This is a genomic window from Chryseobacterium pennipullorum (assembly GCF_003384725.1).
In the GTDB taxonomy this organism is placed as follows: domain Bacteria; phylum Bacteroidota; class Bacteroidia; order Flavobacteriales; family Weeksellaceae; genus Chryseobacterium; species Chryseobacterium pennipullorum.
Genome location: NZ_QNVV01000029.1, coordinates 23,823 through 38,752, shown reverse-complemented (window position 1 = coordinate 38,752; position 14,930 = coordinate 23,823). Strand labels below are relative to the sequence as shown.

Below are 14,930 nucleotides of genomic sequence, written 5' to 3'. Positions count from 1 at the left end.
CGGTTGTTACCTCCTTTCAGGCTGTTCATCTGCTCTTCCTGCAGTTTGCTGATTTGTTCTTTGTTGATTTGTAGTCCTTTAGTTAATTTGATTTTTTGCATGATATTAAATTTTAATAATTAATTGTTGGTTATCTTTTTTAGTCATAAAACCTTTATTGGACCTTACTTGCAAGTATATTTTTGTTTTATTTAACTCTGTTTCTTTCGTCTTCATTACCGAGCTTCCTCTGTTCGGATTTTAAATTTTTGTTTCCGAATTTATAGGCGAGCGATATTCTGAAGCCGCGGGTGTCACCATACCTTTGAAAATCTGTTTTTACCCCGTTGGATTCATACGTGATAGTAGGTCTCTGACGGTTTAATAAGTCCTGTCCTGCTATCGTAAGGGTAAGTTTTTTGTCCAGAAACAAAAACTTCATAGACACATCCAGGATATGTAAGGTTGAGATCTGAAATATCTGGTAACGTCCCGGAAGCTGTAATCCATAATTGACACTAAAGAATGCCGTTTTAGAGGAATTCAATGTAAAGTCATTATTGGAGTAGATGTACGCATTATAACCGTCGATGGAGCGGATGGCATCTATTTTAGATTTTACATTCTGGTAATTGGCATTAAATCCTGTAAAGCTGTTCCACCATGACCATTTATTAAAATTATAATAAGTCGAAATTCCGATCTGATAGGTATTGGCATAGTTCAGAGGCGTGCTTCTGGTAATATTGGTATTCTGATCCAGGATGGATAACTTCTGGCTGAAATCTGAAACCTGTGAATAATAGACAGAGGACACCCACTTCTGATTTCTGATGTATGAAAACTCCAGGTTATCAATGACTGATGGTTGTAAAAATGGATTTCCTTCAGAATAGTAATAAGGACTTGTGCGCACCACAAACGGGTTCAGATAGTCAAAATTCGGTCTTCTAATTCTTCTGCTGTAGTTCAGGGAAAATGAATTTTTATCATCGGGAGTATAAGTGATATAGGCTGTCGGAAATAATTTTACATAATTTATCTTATTGGTTTGGTTGAGGTTATGGGAATAGCCGGTGGTCTGCGTAGCCTCCATTCTCAGCCCTGCCTGGGCTTCCCATTTTTCGTCCAGTTTTTTACTTCCCGAAACATATAATGCTTCATTATGTTCCTTATAATTAAAAATATTGGATTGGTCAGTATTCAAAACGGGGCTTCCGGTTTTGTTGTCAAAAACGACCAGATCGTTATTGGTATTCGTATACGTATACTTTGCTCCAAAGCTTAGCGAGGCCCATTCCAGGGGCATTTCCACATCCGCTTTTCCGGAATAATTTTCAATACGGTTCATATTCGTATTCGTGGCAGAGAAAAAGCTCCCCGGAAGGATATTTCTCTGTTGGTCACGTTCATTTCCTGCAAAAAAGCTGTAATCACTTTTTCTGTAATTGAAATAATCAAAGTCAGTCGTGATTTTGGTCCCTGCAGAATCGATCTTAAAGGAATTGTACCAGTTGATAGAATTCATATGGGGCTTATCATTCGCGTCTACATCTGAAGTGATGTATGAATTGATTATTTGTGTTTCACTATTCGTTCTCGTGGTGAAAGGACTGTTTGATGAGGTGTTTTTTGTAAAACTTCCCAGATATTTGACACCGGTTGTCCATTTATCGGATATTTTATAATCTATACCCAGCCCCAGCCCGAGATTACGTTCTTTGGATTTATTTTTCAGGCTCGTATTCCATAATTCATCAGGATAGTAGATTCTGCTGTCTGATGTTGTACGGAGCTGTTGCGAGCTCGTATTGGCGGTAAGCTGTATGGATAAACGGTTGTGGTTATAGTTGAAAGCACCCTGCAGAGCCCCTCCGGCATATGTTTTCTGCGTGTAGGAACTTCCTATGTTGGCATTCCATGAGTTGGCTTTTCCTTTTTTTAATCTGATGTTAATCAGTCCGTTATCTCCTTCCGCATCATATTTGGCAGGAGGGGTGGTGATTACCTCAATAGACTGTATATTATCAGACGGTATGGATTTCAGTAAACTGGACAGATCTTCCGGAGACATTCTCTGAATGCGGTCATCGATCATAACAAGAACCTCTCCTTTTCCTACAATAGATACCATTTCATCCTGTATGCGGACCAAAGGGGTTGTTTTCAAAGCATCGAGGGCAGTACCGCCGGTTGCTGAAACCGAATTTTCTACATTAAAAATGAGACGGTCAACTTTTCGTTCCACCAGCTTTTTCTTTTGGGTTAAGCTGATCTCCTTAATTTCTTTAACGTCAGTTTCTTTTATGGTGTAGTTTTTATTAACATTTCCGTTGATCTCTTCCGTTCCTTCATATACTTTACTTCCGTTTAGAAAGAAATTAATGGTGTATGCGTCATTTTTTGGAATATTAATGCTAAAAAGACCGTTGTCATCAGTAATTGCAGATAATTTACGGCCTTCTGCCGATACAATTACTTCTACATAAGAGACATTTTTACCCTGTTCATTGGATACCTTACCAGAAATACTCTGAGCATTAAGGCTAATGCTCATTCCTAAGAAGGATAGTAATGGTAAAAGGTACTTCTGTGTCATGTTTTTAATTTATAGTTCAAATGTAGAATGTTGTGTTTTGAAAGAAGCTACACGGAAGTGTAGTTTTAAGCGGTCTTCTGCAATACTACACTTTGGTGTAGGGTGCTTGTTTCCTGCGACATTAAATGATAATTCTTGTCAAGAAACTTTTTTAACCCGTTGAACGTCAGTAGAACGGGAATTGTTTCAGACCCTAAATAGTGAAGGGGTTCTGCTAAAGTAATGGCTTCAATTCCTAAGAGCTTCAGTACTTTCAGCAGCTTTGCATCACATTCCGCAATGGCTACAGAATTTTTATTTTGGCAAACCTCATTGATCGCATGAGCCATTAACGTTTTGAAAATTCCAAATCCGGTTTTGTCAATTCCTTTTTTTATGGCAAACCTTCCAATATGCCAGATGTCGGTCTTCGTACTACCAACTAATGCAGAAGGGTTGATTTGAAAAAGCTTTTCAATAGGAAGGATGTCTGTAAGGTTCCATTTTAAGACTCTTATTGATCCGGAAATTTTGCCATTGCTGTCTCTGGAAACGAATATTTTCGACTTTTTGAAGGTCTTTTCTTCCCGATAGATATTCTCAACTTCAGTTTTGAATTCTTCAGTATCCGAATTGTTTTCGTGATGGTTGAAATTTTCAGCAACAACAAATTCTGCTAATTCGTATAAGTTTTTGTTACTTAAAGAATAAAAGTTAAAATGTTCCATATTTTTTTTATCTTTAAAGTAAAATTATTACACGGTGTGGTGGAATATGCTACACTTTAGTGTAGATTCCTTAAAGTCTACACTTTAGTGTAGTTACCTAAAAACTATACCTTAAAAACTTAACTATGGAAGAGATTCGAAAATTCTTTTCAAACAAAAACAGTATAGACGCCATCTCAGAGTCGGAGAATGACCAGACTTCTGATTATCTGGAGGTGATTAAAGCGTTTGCCAGAATCACCTATATGAGTCTGTATGTTATCGATTATCAGAAACAGAATTTTGAATATGTATCAGACAATCCTCTATTTCTTTGTGATCACACCCCACATGAAGTGGAAACGATGGGTTATGCCTTCTACTTCAGGCATGTGAAAAAGGAAGACCTGGAGCTTCTTTTTAAGATCAATGAACTGGGCTTTGAGTTTTATGAGAATCTGCCGGTGAACGAAAGAAAGCTATATACGATTTCCTATGATTTTCATTTAGTAAATGAAAGTAAAAATACCATTCTGATCAACCATAAACTTACTCCTCTTTTCTTATCTGCAGAAGGTAAAATGTGGAAGGCGATGTGTCTTGTATCCTTATCCCATAACCATTCATCCGGAAATATTTCTATTGTAAAGCAGGGAACGGACGAAATCTGGAATTATGACCTGAATGACAACAGGTGGATCAAAGAAGAAAAGGTAAAGCTTTCGGAAAGAGAAGCAGAAATTTTAAGGCTGTATGCCCAGGGGCTTACCATCAATGAAATTGCTGAGAAAATCTATGTGACGGGAGATACCGTCAAGTTTCACAGGAGAAAGCTGTTTGATAAAATGGGAGTGAATAACATTACGGAAGCATTGTCCTATGCGACCAATTATAAGCTGATATAAGTTGATGATATCTTAGTCTGAAATCGCATTCATATAAAACTGTGGAAAGGTCTTAAAGGGCCTTCCCGTTGCAATTTTGAACATGACGTGAGTGCACATACCCGCAACAATCCAAGAAGCTATCGCCAACTGAGGAGGAGGAAGGTTTTCTTTTTCCTTCTTATACTCCTCAATGATATTTTCCAGCCATTCATTGGGGGTTCTCCAAAACCGTAGATATCCCGCGATATATTCTACCATTTTGAGTTCGTTGAAGCTTTCATCAGTCAGAATATCAAGAGGGAGTCCACCAGGTTCGATGACCGCCAGCAACCCGCCCCAGCCAAGATTGTAAGGATGCAGAATGTGGATTCCTTTTTCCTGGCACATCTTATCAAACACCACGGGGATATTGCTTGAAAAATCCAAGGCATTGATGGCGATGTCGTGATCACCGATAATTTCCGAAACATTTTCATGAGTGATAAACTCACTTCTGAACCGTATATTGGCATTTGGATTTATGCTTTTCAGGCGGTGATACAGCGTTTCAGCTTTATAGGAAGAGATATCATCATAGGTATAATTTTGCCTGTTCAGATTAGACTGTTCAATTGTATCACCATCCACAATGGTCATGTTTTCAAAACCAAAACGCAGGGCACATTCGGCGATGTTGCTGCCGATACCGCTGCCGGCAAGTAAAATAGAACAGTTTTTTATAACTTCCTGCTCTTCCTCTTTTACGTATAACCTGTTTCGGGAATATTGCTTTTCCATTGGTGATATTTTAATACAAAAATAGGTGTATGCCTTCTATTTCCGGCTACACCATAGTTTAGTTTTCAGCCTGGAAACCAAAAAATAAGCTGATGAAATGCCCTTGGAATATTGGATTATGCTATTTTTAACAGAGTATTATTCCATAATTGGTGATTAAATTTACATGATACTGGTCTCAGTATTTTAACGGCCCCTTCTCTTTTGTGTCAAAGTTTTTTGTGTGCGAATGCGTACGGACTGGCATACGAATTAATCTTTGACCTTATTTTCAAGTTTTTCCAGCCTCTCGAAAATACCCGTGAAAATATTCTTTTCAGCGGTGGAAACATAACCTACTATTTTATAAGCCTGCTGTGTTTTTGACTTTGTCGGTTGATTATCTGTCAGATACTGAAGCGTCCCGTCTGTGTGCAGTAATAATGTATGATGACTTTCTATTGTAAGATCTGCCTTATTCAGAAATAGGATGTCCCCATATTGATATTGTGGCAACAGAGGCTTATCAGATGTAAACGCATAGACCAGATCAACGGATGCTAATATTTTTTGCAAAACAGAAATGTTAGGATCATTATTTTCTATAATTGCCTTTGATTCCTTATTACTTTGAATGGCCAATTCCGGGAAAAGCATCAGTTGATCAATATCGGAAACACTGGCTAACTGATTTACTTGAAGTGTTTCAGTCAGTAATTTATCTAGATTAAGATTAAAATGACTGGCCACTTTCAGAATGGTTTCAATTTTCGGTTCCGCTCGGCCCTCTTCATAAGAGCTTATCACACCTCTGTTCAGATCAAAGAGGTCGGCAAAGGCCTTTTGGCTCAGTCCCTTAACCTGTCTTATTTTCTTAATATTAGTTCCAAAGAAGCTCATTTTGTCTAATCTTTTTTGCAAATATAAAGATTCTCAAATGAAAAATTGCTAAAAATATTTGCAATTTGAAAATTTTATGTTATATTTGTGTAGCAAGAATTTAAACACAAAAACCAGCCATCATGAAAAATCAAATATTCAGAACGGTCAAAGAGTGGTTGTTAGATTACGAGTTTACGATCACTTTGGAGGATGAGGCTCAGAGAATCTTAATCATTGAAAAAGAATCCAACGGAATCAAAAACATGATTCTTATTATATCAGATTCCATTCTGATCATGGAACAGTTTCTTTTCGAAATAAAAAATCCTTCCGAAAAAATATTCCTCAGACTTCTCCAGAAAAATAGAGATATCGTTCACGGGGCTTTTGTCCTGGATGGCACAGGAAAAAGAGTGATTTTCAGAGATACCCTTCCAACAGATCATATGGCACAAAATGAAGTAATGGCCTCCATTAATTCATTGGGAATCCTGGTAGGGGAATTTACCAACGAAATGCTTGAAATGAGTAAGTAATTCACAAAAGATATTTAAAATGAACATTTTTAAACGATTATTAACAATAGGAAAGGCAGAAATCCATTCGGTGATTGACAGCTTTGAGGACCCGATCAACGCAACGGAACAGGGAATCCGTGAAATGAGAGAGCAGCTTACAAAAAGTATTGAAGCCCTGGCACAGCTTAAAGCCCTGGCCATCCGTAAAAAAAATGAAGCAGAGGCGGAAGAACAAACCGCTAATGATTACTATAACAAGGCCATCATCATTGTGCAGAAGGCTGAAAAAGGAACAGTAGATGCCACAGAGGCGGACCGTCTGGCTAAGGAGGCGTTGAAAAAACAGGCCTCTTCACTGGAAAATGTAAGAAAACTACAGGTAGAGCTCGATAAGCTTCACACGGAATCTGATACCATGCAGGGAAACATCAACTATTTGAAATCCGATATCGCGAAATGGGAAAACGAACTGAAGACCCTGAAAGCAAGGGTGCAGGTAAGCGAGGCTACAAAAGATATCAATCAGAAAATGACCCAGATGAATACAGGAAGTGCAGTAAGCATGCTTGAAAAGCTCAAAGAAAGAGTGGTACAGCAGGAAACTCTTGCGGAAGCATATGCTGATCTGTCGAAGTCGGGGAAAACCATCGATGAAGAAATAGATGCTGTTGTCAATAACAACGACACGCAGGCTGAAGAAGCTTTAAATAAACTCAAAGAAACACTTAAAAAAGGCTAATATATGACCTTTCAGGAATTTTTAAATATTGCATTTTCCCCGGTAAACACAATACTAAGTGTATTGCTTGGCCTATCGGTTGTATACTGGCTATTCACCATTATTACCGGTCTTGATATTGATGTGGGGATCCATTCTGACCTGGATGTCGGAGGTGATGGTGCTGACGGGCATTTTCATGCTCCAGATCACGATCCTACCGGTTGGATGCACTTCCTGAAGTTTCTTAATCTGGATATTATTCCGGTAACCTACTTTCTTACGCTATCACTTCTGATTACCTGGCTGGGTTCTTTTTATCTAAATTATTTTCTGCCTCTGCCGGTATGGGCCGGGCTATTGCTTTTGTTTCCTTTATTGATTGCCGCAATGCTTCTTACAAAAGTAATTCTGAAACCATTAAACCCTTTTTTCAGGGAGATCAACCACAAAGGAGAGATGTCCTATGCGTTCCTGGGAAGGGAAGGGCGTCTGAAATCAAGCATCCAGGATGATAAGATAGGAATGATGGAAGTCTTTATCGGAAGCGATCCCATGACCCTGATGGTAAGAAGTAAAGACGGCACAAAGCTGGAACATGGAACCCGCGTGATGATTGTAGATGAAGAGCCGGAAAAACGGCTTTACTATGTACAGCGCTCAATGAGATATTAAAAACAAACACCATGCTTGACTTATTTCTGATCATGCTGACTTATATCCTGGGAATTCTCTCCCAATACTTTTAAACATAAAAAAACACATCTATATATAAACTATAAACTTATAAAACTATGAACTTACCTTTAATTGCTGGAATTATTATTGTTGCTGTGGCATCAATCGGGTTGATTTTCTGGATTTTATCCATGTATAAAAAGACTGTTCAGGGAATCGTTATTTTGAGAACCGGTTATGGAGGTACAAAAGTCTTCTTCAATGCAGGCATCGTTATTCCTATCATTCACCGTATGGAATCTATGGATATCTCTGTAAAAAAGTTGGAAATATCAAGGGAAGGAAAAGCTGGGCTTATCTGTAAAGACAATATGAGAGCAGATATTCAGGTGGCATTCTTTATCCGTGTCAATAAATCAGTAGATGATATCATCAATGTCGCTCAGACAATAGGATGCCAGAGAGCCTCTGATACACAGACCTTAAGAGAACTTTTTGAAGCGAAATTTTCCGAAGCCCTCAAAACGGTAGGAAAGAAATTTGACTTCACAGAATTGTACGAAGCGAGAAGCGAATTCCGCCAGGAAATTCTGGACATCATCGGAACGGATCTGAACGGATATGTATTGGATGACTGTGCAATAGACTACCTTGAACAAACGTCTATTGATAAACTAGATAAAGATAACATCCTTGATTCTGAAGGAATAAAAAAAATCACAGAACTAACAGCAACCCAGAATATCAAGGCTAATCAGGTTCGGCGTGATGAGGAGAAAACCATTACCAAGCAGAATGTAGAAGCGCGTGAGGCGATCCTGGAACTGGAAAAGCAACTGGCAGAAAAAGAAGAATCTCAAAAAAGGGAAGTGGCGAATATCAAATCCCGTGAAAATGCTGAGATCCTAAAAGTAGGAGAAGAAGAACGTCTGAGATATGAAACCGTACGCATTGCCACGGAAGAAAAGCTGCAGATTGCCGAAGAGAATAAACTTCGCCAGGTTGTTATTGCTGCTAAAAATAAAGAACGCGCAGATCTCGTAGAAACAGAAAGAGTATTAAAGGACAAAGCGCTTGAAGCTACGGAAAGAGAAAGGGTTGTTTCTCTTGCTCAGATCGAGAAAGAGAAAGCGATCGAACTGGAAAAGAAAAGTATTCAGGATGCAATCCGTGAGCGTCTGACGATGGAGAAGACTGTTGTAGAAGAGCAGCAGGAGATCAAAGATCTTGAAGCCTTCAAAACAGCAGAAAGAAACAAGCACGTGGAAATTACCGTTGCCACACAGGAGGCGGAGAAAAAACTGATCGAAGAAACAAAAGCTGCGGAAGCCCGTAAACTGGCTGCAGAAAAGGATGCTCAGAAATACGTCATTGAAGCCCAGGCAAAAAGAGATGCCGCTGAAAAAGAAGCGGAAGCCCGCAAGATCATTGCAGATGCTAAAGCAAAAGAAGAAGCAACTGTAGGGTTATCGGAAGCTCAGGTAATGCATGCCAAAGCGGATGCTGCAGAGAGACAGGGGCTGGCAGAGGCTGTTGTTATTGAGAAGAAAGCAGATGCTGCGAAAAAAGAAGGTATTGCACAGGCAGAAGTCATCAAAGAAAAAGCACTGGCGGAAGCAGCGGGAATTACCGAAAAGGCAGAAGCCATGAAGAAGCTGAATGAAGCCGGAAAAGACCATGAAGAATTCCGTCTGAGACTGAATAAGGAAAAAGAAGTGGAGCTTGCAGAGATTGCTGTCCAGAAAGATATTGCGGATGCACAGTCTCTGGTGCTGGCTGAAGCGTTCAAATCTGCAAAAATCGATATCGTAGGAGGCGACAATACCTTCTTTGATAATGTGATCCGTCAGGTTTCTGCCGGAAAAGGGCTCGACAAGTTTATCAGTCACAGTGAAAATGCACAGATCGTAAGAGATAATCTTTTGGGCGATGGTGAAAACATCATAGCTAAAGTAATGGGGCTGGTAGATAAGTATAACATCACCTCTGAAGATATTAAGAATATGAGCATTGCTTCCCTGATCTTCAGATTGAAAGGGGTGGCCAATCCGCAGGAAAACGGAATTCTGGAAAGAGCTCTTGACATGGCAAAGAACCTTGGGGTAGAACATAAACCGGTCAATAACAACCATGTTTAATTCAGGAATGCCTTAAACGTTCAAAAAACCTGATGCTTTAATAAAAAAGAGTGTGTCTGTCTGTAAAACAATATAGAATACAGTGTTACCAACCAACCTTATAGGTTTTTAAAACCTATAAGGTTTACATCACGTCTACATCAAGTTTACATCAAGGTTTACATCAGATATAATACATTAAAAGAGAGCAAAGCATCACCAGTGTTACTAAGAAACTGCTGCCATTCAGCAGTGATGACAATCCAAATAAAAACTATGTCAGAACAACTTAATTCCGGAACCTACGAAATTATTCAAAACCGTCTGAATGAGCAGAAAAATGAACTTATTCAAAGGCTTCAGCAGCTTAATGAGGATCGGAAAAAAATATTCGGAGGCGTAGATTTTTCTCTTATTGCCAACGAAAGGATTTCAACAGATCACAACTGTATCGCCAAGGATATTTATTCCCTGGGCAACCATCTGATTTTTGGATCCAACGCTCATCTGGGTTTGCAGACCGAAATTAATATTTCGGATGTTTTTTCAATTTATAAAATTGATAATAACCGTTTTGAACCCCAGGATTTTACATTAATTAATGATGAGGTTTTTATTGATGAATTTAAAAATCTTTACAAATATTACAGGAATACTTTCTTTGCCAGATTCACCTTTACAGAAAATTATCTGTATATGGTTTTTCAGCTTTCCGAGAGTACATCGGATATCAAAGCGTTCAAATGGCTCATCAAAGAAAACGGACTGGTTTATGTAGACTCAAGAAGCGCTTCCGAAACGTCTTACCCGCCCCAGCATGGTTTTGCCTGGACCAAGGCTACCAGGGATATGCAGCGGTCCGGGAAATACCCTCATATTTCTCTTGCAGATAAAGTATTTGTAGAGAGTATTGGCGGCGATATTACCATCAAGGTGGAAGATAATACCGATACCGGGAAAGGAATATATTCTGAAGAGGTCGTTCACAAAGACCAGAATCTTGATGATGCAGAGATCCATTTCTGTGATCTGGACAATCTTGTTTTGTTTAAAATAAAGCCGTATCAGGAAAAGGAACGTTATTTCATCTATAATCATAAGGAAAAAACCGTTTCAAGAGCAGATGCGCTTCAATATGCAGGGCTCCTGCTTCCGGAAAACCAGGGAGTATTATTTTCCAACGGGTATGCACTGCAAACCGGAGGACTTAAAGTAATTTCCCAGGACCAGAACAGGCTGTATTATCTGAAGACGGTTGCAGAACCAAACGGAGAAAATTTTTTGTATGTTTTCTATGATGATAAAACCAATAATTATCAGCTGATCTCATATAATATCATCACCCAAACGATAGAAACGCCGATCCGATGCAGCGGCTTCACATTTTTAAATGATGGAAAACTGATCTATCTGAGAGAAAGTTTGGAGACCACAAAACATCATCTTACCCAGATCTGGCAGACTCCTTTTTCTAGGGAGTTAGCTCCCAATATTGAAAAAGCAGACCATCTGCTCTACAAAATCGGAAATAAAGATATCGTCCGGGTGATGGCGGAAAGCCAGGAGCTTATTACACTTCTGAATAAGAAAGACTCCTACAGCGGATTGTATGATGATATCGTAAAACTTTCTACGTTCATTCTCGATACGTACTATTTTCTGGGGGAAACCGAGGTCCGGAAACTGGATCAGCCTCTGAAAGAGATCAGAGCCATTGCCCATTCTGCGATCAATGAATACGAAAAGGTAGTAGAGCAAAGGAAAAATACAGAAGAAGCTTTAGAAAAAATCAAAAATGCCTGTGATAAGGTCCTGGATGACACCAAAAGACTTCACTACTCTCAGCTCACGGAATATATTGATGCGCTTTCCGTAATCAGAGCGTTAAGAGGGGAGGTCACCGCAGCAAAAGCGCTAAAATATGCAGATGCGGCCTTGCTGGACTCTTTGGAAAAATCACTTGCAGACCGATATACCGGACTTTCCAACGCCTGTGTAGATTTTTTGTTGCAGGACAATGCATTGCTGCCTTACGATGAAAAAGCACAAAAGATATCAGAAGATATTATTGCTTTGCAGAAAGCCGTTGACGCAAAGACGATTGAGGAAGATATCAACCTCCTTTCCGGTCAGCTGGAATTATTGGTTGACATTGTCAATAACCTAAAAATAGAAGATACTTCCCAGTCTACCCAAATCATTGAAAATATATCGCTGATTTTTGCCAGACTCAATCAGGAAAGGCTTGAACTCAGCAAAAGAAAAAGAGAAATTTCAGGAAAAGAGCTGGCTTCGGATTTTCAGGCGCAGATCACTTTGTTTGATCAGGCAGTGATTAATTTTCTGGAACTTTCCCAGACTCCTGAGAAATGTGATGAATACCTGACCAAGCTTTCCATCCAGCTGGAAGAAATGGAGACGAAATTTATCGACTTTGAAGAGTTTATCCGGCAGATAGGAATCAAAAGGGAAGAAGTGTACGGACATTTCCAGAATAAAAGGGTACAGCTAACTGAGGCAAGAAATAAAAGAACCCAGAATCTATTCGATGCTGCACAAAGAATTCTGAAATCCATACAGACCAAAGCAGATTCTTTTGATTCTGAAAATGAGATCAACGGCTACTTTGCCGCTGACCTGATGGTCGAAAAGGTGAGAGATGTTGCAAAGCAGCTTGCAGAACTGGAAGACTCGGCAAAATCTGAAGAGATCAGGACCCTTTTAAAGACTTCCCAGCAGGAATCCGTCAGAAAACTTAAGGATAAAAAGGAAATCTATGCTGACGGACATAATATTATTGCGCTGGGAGATTATAAATTTACAGTCAATCAGCAGAAACTGGATCTTACCCTGGTGCTGAGAAATGCGCAGTACTATTATCACCTTACCGGAACCAGCTTTTATGAACCGTTGAATTTCACTAATGCTGATGAATTTAAAGAAGTATGGAATCAGGAATTTATTTCAGAAAACAGTAGTGTAAAGAGGTTTGAATACCTGGCGTGGAATGTATTTTCTGCCCACAAAGACATTGCAACCGGGCAGCAGAATGAAAAAGCGGTACAGCAGTTTACTGCAGAGCACTTTGGAGAAGGGCTGGTAAAAGGGATTCATGATATAGATGCACAGCGTATTGTAACAAAGCTTCAGCAGCTCCACAATGAGCTTGGGCTGATGAGGTATAGGGCAGAAGAAAGAGTCCTTGCCCGGCTTTTCTGGTTCTTTCTGGACGAGGAGAGAAAACGCTATTACACCCGGCAGTTTGAAGCCGCTGTGATTATTTCCCAATCTTTTTCTGCCAGACAGGGATTTGAATACTTGATTAGGGAGCTCGCAGAAGAAATGAGCGCTTTTGCATCCGTTCATGGTATTTTTAAGGATACAGATTGTATCAGCGCTGCAGAATACCTGAAAAAGGAAGACAAAGAAAATTTCATCCTCTCGGAAAAAGCGGCCGCCTTATATGAATTATTTATAAAAAAACTGAAAGAAAAAGGAAAAGATCTTGAGTTAATGGCTCAGGTGGAGGCGATGTATACCTATCCTTCAACGTGTTATCATATGGTGGAGAGTGCACTGCAGGCGTTCGACCCGGCTGCTGAAAAAACGACGGTAGCAGAGGTCGCAGGATGCATCATAACCCAAAAGTTTGATCCAAAAAATATCAGCAGTGTTTCTTATGAAGTAACCTTAAAAGAACTGAAATCGCTTGAAAAAGACACAGAATATGTTTTGAATTATTTTGAGTTTATCTCGAGACTGGGTTATTTTAATACCGTTACCGTTCCAAAATATAAACAACTTCAGGAGCTTAAAAACAACTGGGTGGGTGAGAAGAAAAAAGCACTGAAACTGGATACTTTTAAGCCACAGGTTCTGAGCTCATTTGTTAGAAACAGACTGATTAATGACGTGTACTTCCCTCTCATCGGGGCTAACCTTGCCAAACAGCTGGGAACAGCCGGTGCAGACAAGAGAACAGACAGGATGGGAATGCTCCTCCTGGTTTCTCCTCCCGGATATGGGAAAACGACATTGATGGAATATATGGCAGAACGGATGGGGCTGGTTTTTATGAAGATCAACGGTCCGTCCTTAGGATACGATATTGTATCCACAGATCCTTCAGAAGCTAAGAATGCTGGGGCAAGACAGGAGCTTGAAAAACTGAACCTTGCCCTGGAAATGGGAGACAATGTAATGCTGTACCTGGATGATATCCAGCACTGCAACCCTGAATTTTTACAGAAGTTCATCTCCCTTGCAGACGGGCAGAGAAAAATAGAAGGAATCTACAGCGGGGAAAGCAAAACTTATGACCTTCGTTCTAAGAGATTTTGTCTGGTGATGGCAGGAAACCCTTACACAGAAAACGGGGAAAAGTTTAAAATTCCTGATATGCTTGCCAACCGTTCCGATACCTATAACCTCGGTGAAATATCGGGATCAAAAACGGAACTTTTCGACTTGAGCCTTATCGAAAATGCTTTGATGTCGAACGAGTATCTGACCAGACTTACACAACCGGGAATGGAAAATCTGTACGAACTGTATGATTGTGTGGTCACGGATAACCCAGCAGACAATCTGAAAGGAAACTTCAGCTCCAATGAAATTTCAGACTTCAGAGCCGTATTGAAAAATACCATTATGGTAAGGGATATCGTTTTGAAGGTCAATAAAGAGTATATTTCCTCCGCGGCCATGTCTGACGATTACCGAAATGAACCTCCTTTTAAGCTGCAGGGATCTTACCGTAATATGAATAAGCTGATGGCTCAGATACAGCCCATTCTAAAGGCAGATGAGGTGATCCGTATTGTAATGGATCACTATCAGAATGAATCTCAAACGTTAACGACTGGGGCTGAAGCCAATATGTTGAAACTAAAAGAACTCATAGAGGTCATTTCAGAAAAGGAAACAAAACGCTGGGAAGAGATCCGGAAAACCTTTGTAAAAAATAAAACCTTAAAAGGACTGGGCGAAAACGACAGGATGTCACAGATCGTGGCTCTGCTGGCTCAGTTCGGAGATGGGTTGGAAGGCATCAAAGAGGTCCTTGCAAAAGAAAACCAGGGTATTAAATAGAAAAACTGCATCCTTATAG

The 14,930-nt window shown here is 39.7% G+C and carries 11 protein-coding genes; 6 read left to right on the top strand and 5 right to left on the bottom strand.

Annotated features, from left to right (window positions below; all coding sequences use genetic code 11):
• The 3 genes from DRF67_RS20715 to DRF67_RS20705 all read right to left on the bottom strand — a co-directional run.
• A partial coding sequence (locus tag DRF67_RS20715; RefSeq protein ID WP_194294472.1) for a class I lanthipeptide occupies nucleotides 1-101 on the bottom strand: 101 nt, incomplete at its 3' end.
• A gap of 86 nt (nucleotides 102-187) precedes the next feature.
• Entirely contained in the window at nucleotides 188-2,578 is a 2,391-nt protein-coding gene (locus DRF67_RS20710) for an outer membrane beta-barrel family protein (RefSeq protein ID WP_115930200.1), read from the bottom strand.
• A gap of 65 nt (nucleotides 2,579-2,643) precedes the next feature.
• Complete coding sequence (locus tag DRF67_RS20705) at nucleotides 2,644-3,285, bottom strand: hypothetical protein (protein ID WP_115930199.1); 642 nt, start codon at nucleotides 3,283-3,285, stop codon at nucleotides 2,644-2,646.
• A gap of 125 nt (nucleotides 3,286-3,410) precedes the next feature.
• On the opposite strand from DRF67_RS20705, the gene DRF67_RS20700 reads away from it, so the two are divergent.
• Complete coding sequence (locus DRF67_RS20700; protein WP_115930198.1) at nucleotides 3,411-4,169, top strand: response regulator transcription factor; 759 nt, start codon at nucleotides 3,411-3,413, stop codon at nucleotides 4,167-4,169.
• A gap of 12 nt (nucleotides 4,170-4,181) precedes the next feature.
• Here DRF67_RS20700 and DRF67_RS20695 read toward each other — a convergent pair whose 3' ends face one another.
• On the bottom strand, nucleotides 4,182-4,928 hold the full coding sequence (locus DRF67_RS20695; protein ID WP_115930197.1) for a ThiF family adenylyltransferase: 747 nt from the start codon (nucleotides 4,926-4,928) through the stop codon (nucleotides 4,182-4,184).
• 252 nt (nucleotides 4,929-5,180) lie between these two features.
• Nucleotides 5,181-5,828, bottom strand: a complete 648-nt coding sequence (locus DRF67_RS20690) for a helix-turn-helix domain-containing protein (protein ID WP_394337878.1) — start codon at nucleotides 5,826-5,828, stop codon at nucleotides 5,181-5,183.
• 101 nt (nucleotides 5,829-5,929) lie between these two features.
• On the opposite strand from DRF67_RS20690, the gene DRF67_RS20685 reads away from it, so the two are divergent.
• The 5 genes from DRF67_RS20685 (at nucleotide 5,930) to DRF67_RS20665 (ending at nucleotide 14,911) form a co-directional block, all read left to right on the top strand.
• Nucleotides 5,930-6,325, top strand: coding sequence for a type III secretion system chaperone family protein (locus DRF67_RS20685; protein ID WP_115930195.1), 396 nt, complete (start codon nucleotides 5,930-5,932; stop codon nucleotides 6,323-6,325).
• Between the two features lie 19 nt (nucleotides 6,326-6,344).
• Nucleotides 6,345-7,046, top strand: a complete 702-nt coding sequence (locus DRF67_RS20680; RefSeq protein ID WP_115930194.1) for a PspA/IM30 family protein — start codon at nucleotides 6,345-6,347, stop codon at nucleotides 7,044-7,046.
• A 3-nt stretch (nucleotides 7,047-7,049) separates the two neighbouring features.
• The gene (locus tag DRF67_RS20675; RefSeq protein ID WP_115930193.1) at nucleotides 7,050-7,700 is read left to right on the top strand and encodes a hypothetical protein; all 651 of its coding nucleotides are present in this window, start codon (nucleotides 7,050-7,052) and stop codon (nucleotides 7,698-7,700) included.
• Between the two features lie 119 nt (nucleotides 7,701-7,819).
• The gene (locus tag DRF67_RS20670; RefSeq protein WP_115930192.1) at nucleotides 7,820-9,841 is read left to right on the top strand and encodes a flotillin family protein; all 2,022 of its coding nucleotides are present in this window, start codon (nucleotides 7,820-7,822) and stop codon (nucleotides 9,839-9,841) included.
• Between the two features lie 255 nt (nucleotides 9,842-10,096).
• Nucleotides 10,097-14,911 (top strand): DNA repair ATPase, encoded by a 4,815-nt coding sequence (locus DRF67_RS20665; RefSeq protein ID WP_115930191.1) that lies wholly within the window; start codon nucleotides 10,097-10,099, stop codon nucleotides 14,909-14,911.
• The last annotated feature ends 19 nt before the right edge of the window (nucleotides 14,912-14,930 follow it).

Excerpts from the sequence above, each read along its gene's own strand:
- DRF67_RS20710 (WP_115930200.1), bottom strand. The coding sequence starts at position 2,578 with ATGACACAGAAGTACCTTTTACCATTACTATCCTTCTTAGGAATGAGC.
- DRF67_RS20700 (WP_115930198.1), top strand. The coding sequence starts at position 3,411 with ATGGAAGAGATTCGAAAATTCTTTTCAAACAAAAACAGTATAGACGCC.
- DRF67_RS20665 (WP_115930191.1), top strand. The coding sequence starts at position 10,097 with ATGTCAGAACAACTTAATTCCGGAACCTACGAAATTATTCAAAACCGT.
- DRF67_RS20680 (WP_115930194.1), top strand. The coding sequence starts at position 6,345 with ATGAACATTTTTAAACGATTATTAACAATAGGAAAGGCAGAAATCCAT.
- DRF67_RS20670 (WP_115930192.1), top strand. The coding sequence starts at position 7,820 with ATGAACTTACCTTTAATTGCTGGAATTATTATTGTTGCTGTGGCATCA.
- DRF67_RS20705 (WP_115930199.1), bottom strand. The coding sequence starts at position 3,285 with ATGGAACATTTTAACTTTTATTCTTTAAGTAACAAAAACTTATACGAA.
- DRF67_RS20695 (WP_115930197.1), bottom strand. The coding sequence starts at position 4,928 with ATGGAAAAGCAATATTCCCGAAACAGGTTATACGTAAAAGAGGAAGAG.
- DRF67_RS20675 (WP_115930193.1), top strand. The coding sequence starts at position 7,050 with ATGACCTTTCAGGAATTTTTAAATATTGCATTTTCCCCGGTAAACACA.
- DRF67_RS20685 (WP_115930195.1), top strand. The coding sequence starts at position 5,930 with ATGAAAAATCAAATATTCAGAACGGTCAAAGAGTGGTTGTTAGATTAC.